The sequence below is a fragment of the Novosphingobium umbonatum genome, assembly GCF_004005905.1.
Classification (GTDB): Bacteria; Pseudomonadota; Alphaproteobacteria; order Sphingomonadales; family Sphingomonadaceae; genus Novosphingobium; species Novosphingobium umbonatum.
On the sequence record NZ_SACO01000003.1, the window covers coordinates 61,135 to 77,464 of the forward strand.

Sequence of the window (16,330 nt, forward strand, 5' to 3'; positions counted from 1 at the left end):
AGCGCACTCCAGTTGATCGGCTTTATCAGTTCATCGGGCGTTCGGTGCGATCGGCCAGATATTCGGCGGTCGCGGCAAAATAGACCTGTTCGGCAACATTGGTGGCGTGGTCGCCGATCCGTTCAATGTTGCGCGCCACGAACAGCAGATGGGCCGCCGAGGTGATGGTGGAGGGATTTTCCACCATGAAGGACACCATATTGCGGAAGATGCTGTCGTAAAACGCATCAACCTTGGCATCGCGCTCGATCACTTCCACCGCCAGCGCGGCATCGCGCGCGGCATAGGCGGTCATCACATCATGCACCATGTCGGCGGCCATTTCGGCCATGGCGGGGATCAGCGTCAGCGGTTCAAAGCGCGTGCGTTCCTCGATCCGGCTGACGCGCTTGGCAATATTCTTGGCATAATCGCCGATGCGTTCCAGAATGCCGGCAATTTTCAACGCGGCAATCACCTCGCGCAGGTCGTCAGCCACCGGCGCCCGCAGGGCGATGATGCGGATGGCCAGACGGTCGACCTCGGCCTCCAGCTTGTCCAGCCGGGCATCGCGGGCGATCACCGCTTCGGCCATCGACAGCGAGCCTTTGGCCAGCGCCTGAATGCTTTCGTTAATGGCCATTTCGGCCAAGCCGCCCATTTCCGCGATCAACCCGCGCAGGCTGGTGATTTCGGCGTCAAAGGCCTTTACCGTATGTTCGGCCATCATAATCCGTCCTTTGTCACAATCCCGCCTGTGTTATTCGGCAGTGTGAGTGATCGTCACAAACTTGTCATAAATTCAGTTTTCGCCGCCTGAAACATGACGGCTACGCTGCAATTGTGACACTCTGTGACGTGGATTAATGACAGGACTATGACAAGTCTGAACTGCTTGCCGTCTTAGGCCTTTTTTACAAGAATAGGCAGGGCAATTGTGACCGTCGTGCCCACGCCCACCGTGCTGGCAATGTCCAGCTTGCCGCGGTGGCGCTCGACAATATGTTTCACAATGGCAAGGCCAAGGCCGGTTCCGCCCGCCGCGCGGCTGCGGCCCGGATCGGTGCGATAAAAGCGCCGCGTCAGATGGGGCAAGTGATCGGCGGCAATGCCCGGCCCGCGGTCTTGCACGGTCAATTTGGCCATGCCGCGCGCATCGGCGGTCAGGGCAACGCTGACTAGCTTATCCGCATCGGCATATTTCAACGCATTGTCGATCAGATTGCGGACAACCTGTTCGATCTGCTTCACGTCGCCGGTTACGGGGAAGGGCGTTTCGCCACGCTCCAGTTCCACACGGGCAGCACATCCGGGGGGCGGGGCAAATTCGGCCACCACCCGCGCGATCAAGGCGCCCAGTTCAATCTCGGCGGTGGGCGCATCATGCTTTTCCGCCTCCAGTTGCGACAAAGACATAAGGTCGATCAACAGGCTCTGCATCCGCTTTGCCTCACGCAAAACGGTGCCGAGGAAGCGGTTGGTGATTGCCGGTTCCATCGCGCCTTCGGCATCGGCCAGAGTTTCGACATAGCCGATGATGGAGGACAGAGGCGTGCGCAATTCATGGCTGGCATTGGCGACGAAATCGGTATGGGCGCGGCTGATGTCGGCTTCCGAGGTGCGGTCCTTGGCCTCGATGATCCATTGCCCCTGCGCCACCGTGTAGCGCGTCAATTGCCACAGGCTGCCGCTGCGGGTCAGGCCGGGGATGGTGGCGCTCACGGCGCCCTGATCGCTCTCGGGCGCCTCCAGCAGGTTGAAGGCATCGGGATGGCGCAAGGCGATGCGCGGGTCCTGCCCCACAATATGCCCGCCCAATGCCTCACGCGCGGCGGCATTGGCGAAAAGAATGCGTTGGCGGGTGGTGATCAGCAGGGCCGATGCCACCGGCTCCAGCGCGCTTTCTATCGCATGGCGCAGGGCGCGTTCCTGTTCGGCAGGATTGGGTTTGCGCTCGACGCTGGCCGGTTCCTGCACATCGGTCAGCCGCCACCACAGGAAGAACAGCGACAGGCCCCATAGCAGCGCCGTGATCGCCAGCATGATGAAGCCCGTTCCGCCAGTCCACAGCAGCAGGAGAGCCACCAGCGGCAGGATCAGGCTGGACCATGGAGAAAGAGATTCGCGCATCATTTGTCCCGTAACGCATAAGCGATAACTTGCTGCGGCACAGGCGCGGAGCAAGGGACAAGGTCCATGCAACACAGCGATGACAGATTCATGTCAAAGACAGATTATTGTCAATGACGCTGCGCGAGGATGATGATGGAATTGGGAAGAAAATGGTGACCCCTACGAGAATCGAACTCGTGTTTCAGCCGTGAAAGGGCCGCGTCCTAACCGCTAGACGAAGGGGCCATGCAATGGTGAACGTTACCGTTCCGCGCCATGCCAACAGGTTGCATGAACCTGAAAGAATGGTGACCCCTACGAGAATCGAACTCGTGTTTCAGCCGTGAAAGGGCCGCGTCCTAACCGCTAGACGAAGGGGCCAACTACCGACCGGAGCCGATGGCGTGGGCGGCCATCTATGTTGAAGAGGGGGGATGGTCAAGCCACAAAATTCAAAAAATTGCATTTGTTTGACAGAAGGCCGGAAATGCGGGGCTTTTGCCGTCTGGGCCGTGGTCTAGGCCCAGGCGGCATCGTCCACATGCAATTCGGCGGCGCGGCGCGAACCCCAATCATCGATTCGCGCGCGGCCTACCAGCCAGAATTTTCTATCCTGCGCGCCATGCAAAAGGGCCTGCCCCATATCGCTCTGTGCAGCGCGGAAAGCCATGGCTTTAAAGCTGGCGCCATCGTCCCCGCGAACGATCATGCGCAGATGGTCTGCGCCCACCACATCGGCCTTTACCATGCGCAACGGGCCAACCGCCACACGCGGGCTGGGCCAGCCCATGCCATAGGGGCCGGCGCTTTCCAACGCTTCCACCAGTTGCGGTTGAAGCCCGCGCGGGGCCACGGCCAGATCCAGCGCCAAACTCTGATGCATCCGCGCCGCCGCCACATCCGAGGCAAGGCGCTCGTCCAGCCAGTCGCGCAAGGGTTCCAGTTGATCGGGCGCCACCGTCAGGCCCGCCGCCATCGCATGCCCACCACCGGCCACCAACAGGCCAAATTCACGCGCCGCAATAATCGCCGCGCCCAGATCGACGCCGGCGATGGAGCGGCCCGAACCCTTGCCGTGGCCCGCCTCATCGGCATCCATGGCGATCACCAAAGTCGGCTTGCCGGTCTTTTCCTTCAACCGCCCCGCCACAATGCCGATCACGCCCGGATGCCAGCCAGCCCCGGCCACCACCACTACGGAGCGGTTATCCTGCGCGGGTAATTGCGCCTCGGCGGCCTCCTGCACCGCCATTTCGATGGCGCGGCGCTCTTCATTCAGGCGGGATAGTTGCGCGGCAATCTCCCGTGCTTCCTCTGCGTCCTGCGTGGTCAGCAGGCGCACGCCCAAAGTGGCCTCGCCCACACGTCCGCCTGCATTCACCCTTGGCCCCAGCGCAAAGCCCAGATCGGTGGCCGTAGGTGCCCGATTAAGGCGGCTAGCGTCGATCAGCGCGGCCATGCCGATGTTGTCCCGTCGTGCCATGACTTTCAGGCCCTGTGCCACCAGAGCGCGATTGAGCCCATGCAGCGCGGCGACATCGGCCACCGTGCCCAAGGCCACCAGATCGAGCAGGGCGAACAGGTCCGGCTCCTTGCGTTGGGCAAACCAGCCCCGCGCCCGCAGCACACGCAGCAGCGCTACCGCCAGCAGGAAGGCCACGCCCACCGCTGCCAGATGCCCATGCGCCGCGCCAATATCGCTTTCATCCAAACGGTTGGGGTTCACCAAGGCCAAGGCAGCGGGCAGTTCCGCACTGCATTTGTGGTGGTCGACCACGATCACTTCCACGCCTGCCTCGGCCGCCATGGCCAAGGCCTCATGCGCCATGGCCCCGCAATCGACCGTCACCACCAATTGCGAGCCTTCCTGCCCCAAGCGGACCAGAGCCTCGCCGCTGGGACCATAGCCTTCCAGCAGGCGGTCGGGGATATAGTGGCGCGCATCATGGCCCAGCATGCGGATCAGGCGGATCATCAGCGCGGCGCTGGTGGCGCCATCCACGTCATAATCGCCATAGATGGTGATCGCCTCGCGCCGCTCCAGCGCATCGGCCAGACGCTGCGCCGCCTTGTCCATGTCGCGGAAAGCAGAAGGGTCGGGCAGGAAGGCGCGCAGGGTAGGGGCTTTGTGCCGTTCCAGATCCTCACGCGGGACGCCGCGGGCCAACAGGATCTGCGTTACCAGATTGTCGCTCAGGCTGGCGGAAAAGCCGCCCTGCGCCGCCATATCCATATTGCCCGCGCGCCAGCGCCACTGGCGGCCCGTCAAGGAATGGGCCGCGCCGATCAATGCGTTATGTCCTGTATGCATGGCGCGCCTCTAGCCGATTGCGGGGCGGGGCAAAAGGGTGATGGCGGCGCGTGGCGTGGAATTGGAAAGCAAAGCTGCAATAAATATCTGAAAATACGACTATGATAAGAATTTGCGCTGCCATGGACCGCCATGCATTAATAGGCAGGCCAAGTGCGGCCATCCGGTCGTGGAGTCTGTTTGCCAATTGCCATGATCACGCCTGATGCCCCCTCTGCTATGCCCGCTTCGGGGTTTTACATCCTGTTTGCAGGCGGGGCTCGGCCCAATTTGGCCTCTGTGCTGGAATTGGCCGATACGGGGGCAGGCTTTGCCGTGGTGCATGAGGATGCCGGGCAGGGGTTGGCAGAGCTTTTGCAACATGGCCTGTCCTTCGATCTGACGGGGCTGGCGCCATGGGAAGGGGTGGCTGCTCCCGCCATCGCGCATCCTTTCGGTTTGGCCGTGCAAGGTATCCCGCAGGGCGAATGGGTGGTGTTGCGACCGGGCGCTCATCTTTCTGGCGGGCATCATCTGTTGCCGGTGATGCGGGCGATGGTGGAACTGGCACTGGCGCTCTTGGCCTTGCCACAGGCGCGGGCCTTGTGCTGGGCACCGGCAAGGACGGTGATGGCGCCCGATTATGCGCGGCATGTGTTGGCGCCATGGTTGGCGGGTGGGGCTTTCCCCGCCTTGGGGCTGACCGCGTTGGGGCAAGCAGGCGATAGCTCTTTTGCCAGCACAGGCATGGAATTTTTCACGGGGCAGGAATTGCGCATCACGCCTTCTGTCGCGCCGGACTGGGCAAGGGCTGCGCCTATCGCCTTTCATCTGATCCACAGGCTGGTCTCGCAGGGGGGCGAAGTCTCCAGCCCGATCGAGGTCGCAGGCCCGCAGGGGGAGCCATTGTTGTTGCAGCCCATGGCGGATGGGCGCGAGATATGGGTGCAGAGTGCCAAAGAAAACGGCCTGTAGGGTCATCACCCCACAGGCCGTTTCATGTTCCAATTGTTGGGACCAATTTATCCCAGACGAAGCGCGTTGGCCGCGCTCAGAACGGCACGGACCGAAGCGGTGGCGATGTCGGTGTCGATGCCCACGCCCCAGATGGTCTGGCCATCGGGACCGGTGCATTCGACATAGGCCGCCGCGCGGGCTTCCGAACCTGCCGCCATAGCGTGCTCGGAATAATCCTTCACCGACAGAACCACGCCAAAGCTTTCGGCCAGCGTGGAAACCACCGAGGAGATCAGGCCATTGCCACGGCCCGACACCGACTGCACCTGACCGCCCACGCCGATCTTGCCGGCAAAGACGCGCGTGCCATCATTGGCGCGGGCTTCTTCAAAGTCGATCAGTTGCAGATGCTGCGGATCGTTCACGTGATAGGCGCGCTGGAACACGTCCCAGATATCGCCCGCCACCAGTTCGCGGCCCAGTTCGTCGGCCAGTTCCTGCACATGGCGGCTGAAATGCGCCTGCATACGCTTGGGAAGCTTCAGCCCCTGATCCTGCTCCAGCACCCAGGCAAAGCCGCCCTTGCCGCTCTGCGAGTTGACGCGGATCACCGCCTCATAGCTGCGGCCCAGATCGGCGGGGTCGATCGGCAGATAGGGCACGGCCCAGAGCTGGTCATTGCGCTCGCCCTGCTTGGCAAAGCCCTTTTTGATGGCGTCCTGATGGCTGCCGGAGAAGGCGGTGAACACCAGCTCGCCGCCATAGGGGTGGCGCGGGTGGACGGGCAGTTGGTTGCAATATTCCACCGTCTGGATCACTTCGTCGATATCCGAGAAATCCAGTTGCGGATCAACGCCTTGCGTATAGAGGTTCATGCCGACTGTCACGAGGCAGCAATTGCCCGTGCGCTCGCCATTGCCGAACAGGCAGCCTTCCACGCGATCCGCGCCTGCCATCAGGCCCAGTTCAGCCGCAGCCACGCCCGTGCCACGGTCATTATGCGTGTGCAGGCTGATCACCGCGCTTTCGCGATTGGGCAGGTTGCGGCAGAAATATTCAATCTGGTCCGCATAGACATTGGGTGTGGCGCATTCCACCGTGGCGGGCAGGTTGAGGATGATCGGGTTCTCCGGCGTGGGCTGGAGAATGTTCATCACCGCCTCGCAGCATTCGATGCTGAAATCCAGCTCGGCGGTGGAGAAGGTTTCGGGGCTATATTCAAACTGCCACTTGGTCTGCGGGAAACGGGCCGCATTGTCGCGCAGCAGCTTGGCCGCATGTTCGGCAATCCCGCGCACTTGGCTCTGATCCATGCCGAACACCACCTCGCGCCACAGGGGCGAAACGGCATTGTAAACATGGACGATGGCCGAATGGATGCCCGCCAGCGATTCAAAGCTGGTCTTGATCAGATCCTCGCGCGCCTGCGTCAGCACCTGGATCAGCACATCGTCCGGCACGCGCCCATTATCGACCAGCCCGCGGATGAAGTCATATTCGGTCGCGCCCGCGCTGGGGAAGCCCACCTCGATTTCCTTCAGCCCCACTTTGAGCAGCAGATCAAAGAAGCGGTTCTTCTTTTCCGCGCCCATCGGGTCGATCAGGCTCTGGTTGCCATCGCGCAGGTCGGTGGAGAGCCAGCGCGGCGCCTTGTCGATAATCTTCGAGGGCCAAGTGCGATCTGGAATGTTGATCTGGGGGAACGGACGATATTTGACCGAAGGGTCTTTGAGCATGGGCATGACAGGATCTCGTATAAGCTGAAAATGCGACTGGTTAGCTTGCCTCCCTTGAGCGCCGCGCGCGCTCAGACGGCACGCCAGCTCACGCCCAAGGGCGGATTAGTCGCAGGGTAAGTTTCAGCTGGATGGTCATGGCACAAGCCTATGGGCAGGCGAGGGCCGTCTGTAAAGGGGTAATTAGCCTCGTTTGGCCGCCATAGCATCAAACCACGCCAGATAAGCGTCAGCGCAAGGCTCCGGCGCCAGATGGGCGATCAAGGGGCGCAAGGCTGCGGGCGAGGGGCGGGGGGCGGTGCATACCTGCGCCAAGGCTTGGGCCAAGTCCTTTGCGGTGCTGCTGGCTGTGATCTGCCCTGCTTCTGGAATCGTCATAATGTCGCGCAGGAAATGCGAGCAAGGGGTTGAAACCACGGGAACTCCATGCGCCAATGCCTCCACCGCCACCGCTGGACCGCCTTCAAACACAGAGGAAACCAGCAAGGCATCGGCCTGCGCCAGATAGGGGTCGATCGAGGGCACATGGCCGATAAAGCTCACTTGGTCGCCCAAACCCATTTTCGCGGCCAGCGCTTCCATCTTGGGCCGGAGATAGCCTTCGCCCAGCATGGTCAGCCGCGCTGGCATAAGGCGGTTGAGTTCGGCAATCGTGCGCAGGGCCAGCGGCGCATCCTTTTGCGGCTCGAACCTTCCCGCCCAGAGGATCTCCTTCACCGCCGTTTCCGCACGCGGTGCAGGGGGGGCGTCGGTCAGATAGACCGGATCATACAAAGTGGTGACATGGGTATCGGGCGCAATGGCGCGGATTTCAGCCTCCAGCCCGCGGTTCATCGCCGCAAACCCGTCCAGATGGCGCGCAAAACGGCGCAGCAGCCAACGAACGGGCAGCGCCACCAAACCCTGCGGCACGGCGGGATTGGAGATTTTTGCCACCAGCGCCGCCCGCCCGCGTGCCTTGCCCAAAGCGGGGATCAGCGGGAAATGGAAATTGCCGGGCAGGAAAATCACGTCCGGCGCCAATTCGGCCAGCATTTTGGCCATGGCGGGGCCAAGCTGCAAACGGCTGATCGGGCTGCGCGGGATTGGGGGGGATAGTTCCAGCACCGTTACGCGCGGGTCCACCGTGTCCTCCAGACCGCCCTGACGTGCGCCACAAAGGATCGTGACCCGGCGCCCCAATTCCACCCAGCGTTTTGCCATGCCGATGGCAATCCGCTCTGTGCCACCACGGTTGAAATCGTGGAAGCAGATCAGGATGTGGTTTGCAGTTTTACCGGTATTCTCGCCCATTCCTGCGCCAAACACCAAAAAGCGCGCCATGGGAAGCCCATGACGCGCCTTTTTGCAAACTATGCCGAAAGGCTTAGTTCTTGGTCTGGTCCACCAGCTTGTTGGCGCCGATCCAGGGCATCATGGCGCGCAGCTTGGCGCCGGTTTCCTCGATCGGGTGACGCTTGGCGGCAATACGCGAAGCCTTCAGCTCGGGCTGGCCGGCGCGGTTGTCCAGCACGAAGTTCTTCACAAAGCGGCCCGACTGGATGTCTTCCAGAACGCGCTTCATTTCCTTCTTGGTTTCGGCGGTGATGATGCGCGGGCCGGTCACGATGTCGCCATATTCGGCGGTGTTCGAGATCGAGTAACGCATGTTGGCGATGCCGCCTTCATACATCAGGTCCACGATCAGCTTCAGTTCGTGCAGACATTCGAAATAGGCCATTTCGGGGGCGTAGCCAGCTTCCACCAGCGTTTCGAAACCGGCCTGCACCAGCGCCGTGGCGCCGCCGCAAAGCACAGCCTGCTCACCGAACAGGTCGGTTTCGCATTCTTCGCGGAAATTGGTTTCGATGATGCCCGAACGGCCGCCACCAACGCCCGAAGCATAGGCCAGAGCGATGTCATGCGCGTTGCCGGTCACGTTCTGGTGGATGGCCACCAGACAGGGCACGCCGCCGCCCTTCACATATTCGCCGCGCACGGTGTGGCCAGGGCCCTTGGGAGCGATCATGATCACGTCAATGTCGGCGCGGGGTTCGATCAGGCCGAAGTGGACGTTCAGGCCGTGAGCGAAGGCCAGAGCAGCGCCGGGCTTCAGGTTGGCGTGCAGATCGGCGGCATAGATGGCAGCCTGATGCTCGTCGGGAGCCAGGATCATCAGAACGTCGGCCCAAGCAGCAGCTTCGGCGTTCGAGAGAACCTTGAAGCCAGCGCCTTCAGCCTTGGCAGCCGAAGCCGAACCGGGACGCAGCGCGATGGCCACTTCCTTCACGCCCGAATCGCGCAGGTTCTGCGCATGGGCGTGGCCCTGCGAACCGTAACCCAGGATCGCGATCTTCTTGTTGACGATCAGGTTCAGATCGGCATCTGCGTCGTAATAAACTTTCACAAAACTTCCCCTTTAATGCTCCCGTCATTGCAAGGGGAGCCAGCGGATGAAAGATACCGTGTCTCCACGGCGGATAATTTGACGGGCGCCCTGCAACAGAGCGCCAGTCAGGTCAAGCTTGGAGTAAGATCAGGTTAAACGCCCTTGGCTCCGCGGGTCATGCCCACAACGCCGGTGCGCGCCGTTTCCACCAATCCCAATTCGCTCATTAGGGCGACAAAGCTGTCGATCTTGTCCGGCGTGCCGGTCAGTTCGAAAATGAAGCTGCCGGTGGTGGTGTCCACCGGACGCGCGCGGAACACATCGGCCAGACGCAGCGCTTCGACGCGATGCTCGCCCTTGCCCGCCACTTTGACCAGCGCCAGTTCGCGCTCGACATAGGGGCCTTCCTCGGTGAGATCGATCACCTTGTGGACGGGCACCAGACGGTCAAGCTGGGCGTGGATCTGGTCGATCACGGCAGGCGGGCCATGCGTCACGATGGTGATGCGGCTCGTGGTGTGGTCCTCGGTGATTTCCGACACGGTGAGGCTGTCGATATTATAGCCGCGCGCGGTGAACAGACCCGCGATCTTGGCCAGAATGCCCGCCTCATTGTCCACCACCAGCGTCAGAACGTGGCGCTGTTCGGCCTTATGCTTGATTTTCATCATCTTGTCGGCCTCCCTTACACCAGAGCCTTGGCTTCATCATCGACAATCCCTGCCACGGTATCACCGTAGAGGATCATGTCCGTATGCGCCGCGCCGCTGGGGATCATCGGGAAGCAATTGGCCTCATTATGCACGCAGCAATCCACGATCACCGGACCATCATAGTCGATCATCGCCTGAATGCCCGCGTCCAGCTCGCTTTCGTTCTGGATGCGGATGCCCTTCCAGCCATAGGCTTCGGCCAGACGCACGAAGTCGGGCAGGCTGTCCGAATAGGAGTTCGAATAGCGGCTTTCATAGGTCAGTTCCTGCCACTGGCGGACCATGCCCATCCATTCATTGTTCAGGATGAACACCTTGACCGGCAGGCGATATTGCGTGGCGGTGCCCAGTTCCTGAATATTCATCTGGATCGAGGCGTCACCGGCAATGTCGATCACCAGACTGTCGGGATTGCCGACCTGCGCGCCAACCGCGGCGGGCAGGCCATAGCCCATCGTGCCAAGACCGCCACTCGTCAGCCACTTGTTGGGGCCGAAGAAGTGGAAATATTGCGCGGCCCACATCTGGTGCTGGCCAACCTCGGTGCTGATGATCGGGTTATGCGCCTTGGTCAGCTCGAACAGGCGTTCCACCGCATATTGCGGCATGATGCGCGATTCATGGCGGGGATAGGCAAGACTCTTCTTGCCGCGCCATTCGTTGATGCGCGCCTTCCAGGCGGTCAGATCCTGCGGCTTGCGGGTGCCCCAAGCGGTGATGATCTGTTCCAGCACCGTGGCGCAATCGCCCACGATCGGCAGGTCGACGCGCACGATCTTGTTGATGCTGGCGCGGTCGATGTCGATGTGGATCTTGGTCGAATTGGGCGCAAAGGCGTCAAGACGGCCCGTCACGCGGTCATCCCAACGGGCGCCGACGCAAAGGATCAGGTCGGCCTGATTCATCGCCCAATTGGCTTCATAGGTACCATGCATACCCAGCATGCCCAGCCAGTTTTCATTCTGGGCAGGGAAGGCGCCAAGGCCCATCAGCGTGGACGTCACCGGCGCGCCGGTCAGCGCCTGCAACTGGCGCAGCAATTCGGCCGCACGTGGACCCGAATTGATCACGCCGCCGCCGGTATAGAGCACGGGCGCCTTGGCATTGGCCAGCAGTTCGACCGCCTGCGCGATTTCGGCATCGCTACCGGCAAGGCGCGGGCTGTAGCGGTTCTTGCGCTGAACGGGGCCTTCGCCAAAGGCGGCGGTGGCAATCTGCACGTCCTTGGGAATGTCGATAACCACCGGACCGGGGCGACCCGTCGTGGCGATCTGGAAGGCTTCGTCGATGACGGCGGCCAGATCGGCAGGATCCTTCACCAGATAGTTATGCTTGCAGCAGTGGCGCGTGATGCCCACCGTGTCGGCTTCCTGAAAAGCATCCGAACCGATCAGCGGCGTGCCGACCTGCCCCGTGATGACCACCAAGGGAATCGAGTCCAGAAAAGCATCGGCAATGCCGGTGACCGCGTTTGTCGCGCCGGGGCCAGAGGTGACCAGCACAACACCCGGCTTACCCGTAGAGCGGGCATAACCTTCGGCGGCATGGGCCGCGCCTGCCTCGTGACGCACAAGGATGTGGCGGATGCGTTCATCGCCAAACAGCGCGTCGTAAATCGGCAAAACCGCACCGCCCGGATAGCCGAACACGAATTCCACACCCTGACGGGCAAGGCTTTCGACCAGAATTTGGGCGCCGCTCAGCTCTTGGCTCACGGTAACTATCCTTCTTTCCAACGTTTTGACGCACAGGCCGCGCGTGTTGCGCGTGGCCGGACCAGCAAAGGTGCAATCGAGCGCCCATGCCGCCGCTTGGCCATCAGCGCAAGGGATTTGGCTGGCCCGCCGCCGGGTTTACGCCCTTTGGCCAGTATCCAGTCGCAACCTGACGCGCCTGCACCAGAGAGTGAGGCGGCGATAGGGAATGGAAAATGTCATGTCAACGGCTAATCGTGAAATAAAGAAACAAAATGGGAGCTGAAGTCGAAATCTTTGGGCGGAATCGCGGTGTAGCGTTGCCATTCCGGCGGGGGCTGGTTGCGGAACCACGTATATTGCCTTTTGGCATAGGTGCGCGTGGCCTGCGCGCCTTGGGCCATGGCTTCTTCCAGCGTCCAGTCTCCGCGCAGATGGGCGGCCAGTGCCTCCACGCCAATCGCGCGCATCACCGGCAACTGCGGATTAAGCCCGCGCTCCAGCAAACGCGCCACTTCCTCCAGCGCGCCTTGTTCCACCATCAGGCCAAAGCGGCGGTTGCAACGTTCATACAGCCACGCACGATCGGGCAGCAGGATGAAGGGCGCCAGCGTGATGCGATGGCCGATCCCGCCCACCAAGGCCTGTTGCCAATGGGTGATCGATTGGCCGGTGGAGAGCACCACTTCCAGCGCGCGATGGACACGGGTGGTGTCGGAAGGATGCAGGGCCGTAGCTTTTGGCGGATCGAGGCGGGAGAGTTCCTCATGCGCCTGCGCCACCGGCATGGCGCGCACCGCCTCACGAATGGCGGGGTCGATGGGCGGCACGGGGGCGATGCCGTCCAATAAGGTGCGCATATAGAGGCCGGTGCCGCCCACAAGGATGGGCGTGGCACCCTCAGCATGGGCTTTGTCGATGGCCTCGCGCGCTCTGGCGGCCCAATCGGCGGCGGAGCAACTGTCCGCCCCGTCCCATGCGCCATAGAGCAGATGGGGCACGGCGGCCAGATCCTGTGGCGGAGGCGCGGCGGACAGGATCGGCAGATCGGCATAGAGTTGCGCGCTATCGGCGTTGATAATCACTGCAGGCTTGCCCGCGGCCATCAGGCTTTGCGCAAGGCGCAGGGCAAGATCGCTCTTGCCGCTGGCGGTCGGTCCTGCAATGAGGCCGACCGCAGGGTGTTGATTGGCTCTGCCGCAGGAATCAGGGGAAGAAAAAGTGCTCATCGCGCGCGTACTAGCAGATCCTACCGGACTTTCGGCAAAGATTGATGATCTGCTGGAGGCATTGAGCCAAGGCGATGCGCTGGTCGAAGCGCGGCCCATCGCTGGCGGTGTGTGGGAAGTGGCAGCCGAAGGCGTGACCGACGATGTGATGCGCTGGGGCTTGGACACTTATATCGGCGCTTGCGACGCGCTGATCACCGATCACAAGCCGCGCATCCCCAAGCTGTTCATTTCCGACATGGATTCGACGATGATCAGCGCCGAATGCATTGACGAACTGGCCGATTTTGCCGGTATCAAGGATCAGGTAGCCGATATTACCGAGCGCGCCATGCGCGGCGAACTGGATTTCGCACAGGCTTTGACCGAGCGTGTGGGCCTGCTGGCTGGCCTGCCCGAAGAAGCGATTGCGCAATGTCTGGACGAGCGGATCGCGCCGATGAAGGGCGCCAAGGTGCTGGTGGCCACGCTGAAGGCCAAGGGTTGCCGCACGGTGCTGGTGACCGGCGGGTTCCATCAATTTGCCGATCCGGTGGCCGAAGATCTGGGCTTTGAGCGGGTTGTCGCCAACCGTCTGGGCGTGGACAATGGCAAGCTGACTGGCGGCCTCGTCGGCCCGATTTGCGACAGCAGCACCAAGAAGGCGACGCTGCTGGAAGAAATGGCGGCGTTCGGGGAAGGGGCTGCGGCTCTGGCCACGGGTGATGGCGCCAATGACATTCCGATGATCGAGGCGGCTGCCTATGGCGTTGCCTTCGTTGCCAAGCCCAAGGCGCGCGATGCGGCCAATGGTTGGGTGGATAGCGGGGATTTGACTTCTGTGTTGCGCCTGTTGGGCGTGCCGGAGAAGGATTGGGTTTTGGGGTAAGGAGCAAATGCCTCCGGCGGGCCAAGGGCGGGGGCCCTTGGCAATCCCATGAATGGGAACTCGCGTCTAAACAAATAAAGCCTGCGGCGCTCTACAAGGACAAGCGCCGCAGGCTTTAATTTTATCCATCAAGCGCAAGGCAGAAGCCCTAGCGCCACCCCGTAACGGGATTGCAAAGGCACGAGTCCCTTTGCTCGCCGGAGGCTAAACTCAGCCTTCCATCCAATCCTTGAAGAAGCCTTCATGCGCCTTCTTCAGATCGGACACCAACACGCCCGCTACTTCGGCACCGCCCACCGTGCCCAGACGGGTCGCGCCTTCCAGCACAACATCGGCTGCCGTGGTGACGAGATAGCGCGACTGGTCTTCACCAAAGGCCTGCGCCGTGCTCAGCGCGGTTTCCAGACGGATGCCAATACCGCCCGCCATCGCCATTTCGGCCAAAGCCACCAGCAAGCCGCCATCGGAAATGTCATGCACAGCGGTGGCCACGCCATCGCTGATCAACTGGCGCACGCTTTCGCCATTGCGCAGTTCGACGTCCAGATTGACTTCCGGCGCAGCGCCAGCCTCGCGGCCAAGGATCTCGCGGGCATAGAGCGACTGGCCAAGGTGGCTGCCTTCGCTGCCGATCAGCCAGACCACATCGCCAGCCTGCTTGAACTTCACCGTGGCCATCTTGGTGTGGTCCAGCATCAGACCCACGCCGCCAATCGCGGGGGTGGGCAGAATGGCGCTGCCGCCGCCGGTGGCCTTCGATTCGTTATACAGCGACACGTTGCCCGACACGATGGGATAATCCAGTGCGCGGCAGGCGTCCGCCATACCTTCAAGGCAGCCCACGATTTGCGCCATGATTTCGGGGCGCTGCGGATTGGCAAAGTTGAGGCAGTTGGTGATCGCCAAAGGCGTTGCGCCCACGGCGCAAATGTTGCGCCAGGTTTCGGCCACGGCCTGCTTGCCGCCTTCATAGGGGTTGGCATAGCAATAGCGGGGCGAGCAGTCCGTGCTCATCGCCAGCGCCTTTTGCGTGCCGTGGATACGCACCACAGCCGCATCGCCGCCCGACTTTTGCAGCGTGTCGCCGCCTACCTGACTGTCATATTGTTCAAAGATCCAGCGGCGCGAGGCCAGATCGGGGCAGCCAACCAGCTTGAGCAGATCCGCGCCCAGATCGGCGCTTTCGGGCACCGCATCCAGCTTGGGCACCTTGGCCCATGCGGCATAATCTTCACGCGTCAGGTGCGGGCGGTCATACAGCGGGGCATCTTCGGCCAGCGGGCCCAGCGGGATGTTGCAAACTTCCTCGCCTTCGAACGTCAGCACCATGTGGCCGGTGTCGGTCACTTCGCCGATAACGGCAAAGTCCAGTTCCCACTTCTTGAAGATGGCCTCGGCCATGGCTTCCTTGCCGGGCTTCAAGACCATGAGCATGCGCTCTTGGCTCTCGCTCAGCATCATTTCATAAGGCGTCATGCCTTCTTCGCGGCAGGGCACCTTGTCCATGTGGAGGATGATGCCGGCCTTGCCATTGGTGGCCATTTCGACCGAGGAGGAGGTGAGGCCCGCAGCGCCCATGTCCTGAATGGCGACGATGGCATCGGTGGCCATCAGTTCAAGGCAGGCTTCGATCAGCAGCTTTTCCACAAAAGGATCGCCCACCTGCACGGTCGGGCGCTTTTCCTCGATATCATCGCCAAAATCGGCGCTGGCCATGGTCGCGCCATGGATGCCATCGCGGCCGGTCTTGGAGCCGACATAGACGATGGGATTGCCAAGGCCGGTGGCGGCGGAATAAAAAATCTTGTCCGTATCGGCGACACCCACGGTCATGGCGTTGACCAGAATATTGCCGTCATAGGCGGGGTGGAAATTGGTTTCGCCGCCCACGGTGGGCACGCCAACGCAATTACCATAACCGCCGATGCCCGCGACAACGCCCTTGACCAGCGACTTCATCTTCGGGTGATCGGGGCGGCCAAAACGCAGGGCGTTCATATTGGCAACGGGGCGCGCGCCCATGGTGAACACGTCGCGCAAGATGCCGCCAACGCCGGTGGCCGCGCCCTGATAGGGTTCGATATAGGACGGGTGGTTATGCGATTCCATCTTGAAGATGGCGGCCTGACCATCGCCAATGTCGATCACGCCTGCGTTTTCGCCGGGGCCACAAATCACCCAAGGCGCCGTCGTCGGCAGCTTCTTGAGGTGGATACGGCTCGACTTATACGAGCAATGTTCCGACCACATCACCGAGAAAATGCCCAATTCCACAAGGTTGGGCTCGCGGCCAAGGGCGGAAAGAACCTTGTCATATTCCTCGGGGCTAAGCCCGTGGGCGGCGACAGTTTCGGCGGTGATGGTGGAGGCTGCTTGGGTCATGG

General features: G+C 61.8%; 12 protein-coding genes and 2 tRNA genes. 2 read left to right on the forward strand and 12 right to left on the reverse strand.

What is annotated here, in order from left to right:
* Nucleotides 1-25: 25 nt before the first annotated feature.
* The 5 genes from phoU to recJ all read right to left on the reverse strand — a co-directional run bounded on the left by phoU (nucleotide 26) and on the right by recJ (nucleotide 4,402).
* On the reverse strand, nucleotides 26-709 hold the full coding sequence (gene phoU, locus EOE18_RS04755) for a phosphate signaling complex protein PhoU (RefSeq protein WP_127706785.1): 684 nt from the start codon (nucleotides 707-709) through the stop codon (nucleotides 26-28).
* A gap of 173 nt (nucleotides 710-882) precedes the next feature.
* The gene (locus EOE18_RS04760; protein ID WP_246027264.1) at nucleotides 883-2,112 is read right to left on the reverse strand and encodes a sensor histidine kinase; all 1,230 of its coding nucleotides are present in this window, start codon (nucleotides 2,110-2,112) and stop codon (nucleotides 883-885) included.
* A gap of 150 nt (nucleotides 2,113-2,262) precedes the next feature.
* Nucleotides 2,263-2,337 (reverse strand) — tRNA-Glu (locus EOE18_RS04765).
* A 60-nt stretch (nucleotides 2,338-2,397) separates the two neighbouring features.
* Nucleotides 2,398-2,472, reverse strand: a tRNA-Glu gene (locus EOE18_RS04770).
* A gap of 136 nt (nucleotides 2,473-2,608) precedes the next feature.
* Nucleotides 2,609-4,402: a single-stranded-DNA-specific exonuclease RecJ gene (gene recJ / locus EOE18_RS04775; protein WP_246027265.1), complete on the reverse strand. Its 1,794-nt coding sequence runs from the start codon at nucleotides 4,400-4,402 to the stop codon at nucleotides 2,609-2,611.
* Nucleotides 4,403-4,594: 192 nt separating this feature from the next.
* On the opposite strand from recJ, the gene EOE18_RS04780 reads away from it, so the two are divergent.
* Nucleotides 4,595-5,356, forward strand: coding sequence for a hypothetical protein (locus EOE18_RS04780; RefSeq protein WP_164852664.1), 762 nt, complete (start codon nucleotides 4,595-4,597; stop codon nucleotides 5,354-5,356).
* Between the two features lie 47 nt (nucleotides 5,357-5,403).
* On the opposite strand, the gene leuA is transcribed toward EOE18_RS04780, so the two are convergent.
* From leuA to miaA, 6 genes are all read right to left on the reverse strand, one after another.
* On the reverse strand, nucleotides 5,404-7,080 hold the full coding sequence (gene leuA, locus EOE18_RS04785; RefSeq protein WP_127706789.1) for a 2-isopropylmalate synthase: 1,677 nt from the start codon (nucleotides 7,078-7,080) through the stop codon (nucleotides 5,404-5,406).
* A 177-nt stretch (nucleotides 7,081-7,257) separates the two neighbouring features.
* Nucleotides 7,258-8,397 carry a glycosyltransferase gene (locus tag EOE18_RS04790; RefSeq protein WP_127706791.1) on the reverse strand — a complete coding sequence of 380 codons (1,140 nt, stop codon included), beginning with the start codon at nucleotides 8,395-8,397 and terminating at the stop codon, nucleotides 7,258-7,260.
* A 43-nt stretch (nucleotides 8,398-8,440) separates the two neighbouring features.
* Entirely contained in the window at nucleotides 8,441-9,460 is a 1,020-nt protein-coding gene (gene ilvC / locus EOE18_RS04795; protein ID WP_127706793.1) for a ketol-acid reductoisomerase, read from the reverse strand.
* Between the two features lie 134 nt (nucleotides 9,461-9,594).
* A complete protein-coding gene (gene ilvN / locus EOE18_RS04800) occupies nucleotides 9,595-10,110 on the reverse strand; it encodes an acetolactate synthase small subunit (protein ID WP_127707393.1) in 516 nt (171 codons plus the stop codon).
* Between the two features lie 17 nt (nucleotides 10,111-10,127).
* Nucleotides 10,128-11,870 carry a biosynthetic-type acetolactate synthase large subunit gene (gene ilvB / locus EOE18_RS04805; RefSeq protein ID WP_127706795.1) on the reverse strand — a complete coding sequence of 581 codons (1,743 nt, stop codon included), beginning with the start codon at nucleotides 11,868-11,870 and terminating at the stop codon, nucleotides 10,128-10,130.
* A gap of 230 nt (nucleotides 11,871-12,100) precedes the next feature.
* Nucleotides 12,101-13,078, reverse strand: a complete 978-nt coding sequence (gene miaA / locus EOE18_RS04810) for a tRNA (adenosine(37)-N6)-dimethylallyltransferase MiaA (protein ID WP_127706797.1) — start codon at nucleotides 13,076-13,078, stop codon at nucleotides 12,101-12,103.
* On the opposite strand from miaA, the gene serB reads away from it, so the two are divergent.
* Complete coding sequence (gene serB / locus EOE18_RS04815; RefSeq protein ID WP_246027266.1) at nucleotides 13,071-13,946, forward strand: phosphoserine phosphatase SerB; 876 nt, start codon at nucleotides 13,071-13,073, stop codon at nucleotides 13,944-13,946. The genes miaA and serB overlap by 8 nt on opposite strands.
* Nucleotides 13,947-14,156: 210 nt before the next feature.
* On the opposite strand, the gene purL is transcribed toward serB, so the two are convergent.
* Nucleotides 14,157-16,328 (reverse strand): phosphoribosylformylglycinamidine synthase subunit PurL, encoded by a 2,172-nt coding sequence (gene purL, locus EOE18_RS04820; protein WP_127706799.1) that lies wholly within the window; start codon nucleotides 16,326-16,328, stop codon nucleotides 14,157-14,159.
* Nucleotides 16,329-16,330 lie beyond the last annotated feature (2 nt).

What these genes read in the sequence shown, in the direction of transcription:
- EOE18_RS04760 (WP_246027264.1), bottom strand. Translation starts at nt 2,112, where the DNA reads ATGATGCGCGAATCTCTTTCTCCATGGTCCAGCCTGATCCTGCCGCTG.
- EOE18_RS04780 (WP_164852664.1), top strand. Translation starts at nt 4,595, where the DNA reads ATGATCACGCCTGATGCCCCCTCTGCTATGCCCGCTTCGGGGTTTTAC.
- recJ (WP_246027265.1), bottom strand. Translation starts at nt 4,402, where the DNA reads ATGCATACAGGACATAACGCATTGATCGGCGCGGCCCATTCCTTGACG.
- leuA (WP_127706789.1), bottom strand. Translation starts at nt 7,080, where the DNA reads ATGCCCATGCTCAAAGACCCTTCGGTCAAATATCGTCCGTTCCCCCAG.
- phoU (WP_127706785.1), bottom strand. Translation starts at nt 709, where the DNA reads ATGATGGCCGAACATACGGTAAAGGCCTTTGACGCCGAAATCACCAGC.
- EOE18_RS04790 (WP_127706791.1), bottom strand. Translation starts at nt 8,397, where the DNA reads ATGGCGCGCTTTTTGGTGTTTGGCGCAGGAATGGGCGAGAATACCGGT.
- purL (WP_127706799.1), bottom strand. Translation starts at nt 16,328, where the DNA reads ATGACCCAAGCAGCCTCCACCATCACCGCCGAAACTGTCGCCGCCCAC.
- miaA (WP_127706797.1), bottom strand. Translation starts at nt 13,078, where the DNA reads ATGAGCACTTTTTCTTCCCCTGATTCCTGCGGCAGAGCCAATCAACAC.
- ilvN (WP_127707393.1), bottom strand. Translation starts at nt 10,110, where the DNA reads ATGAAAATCAAGCATAAGGCCGAACAGCGCCACGTTCTGACGCTGGTG.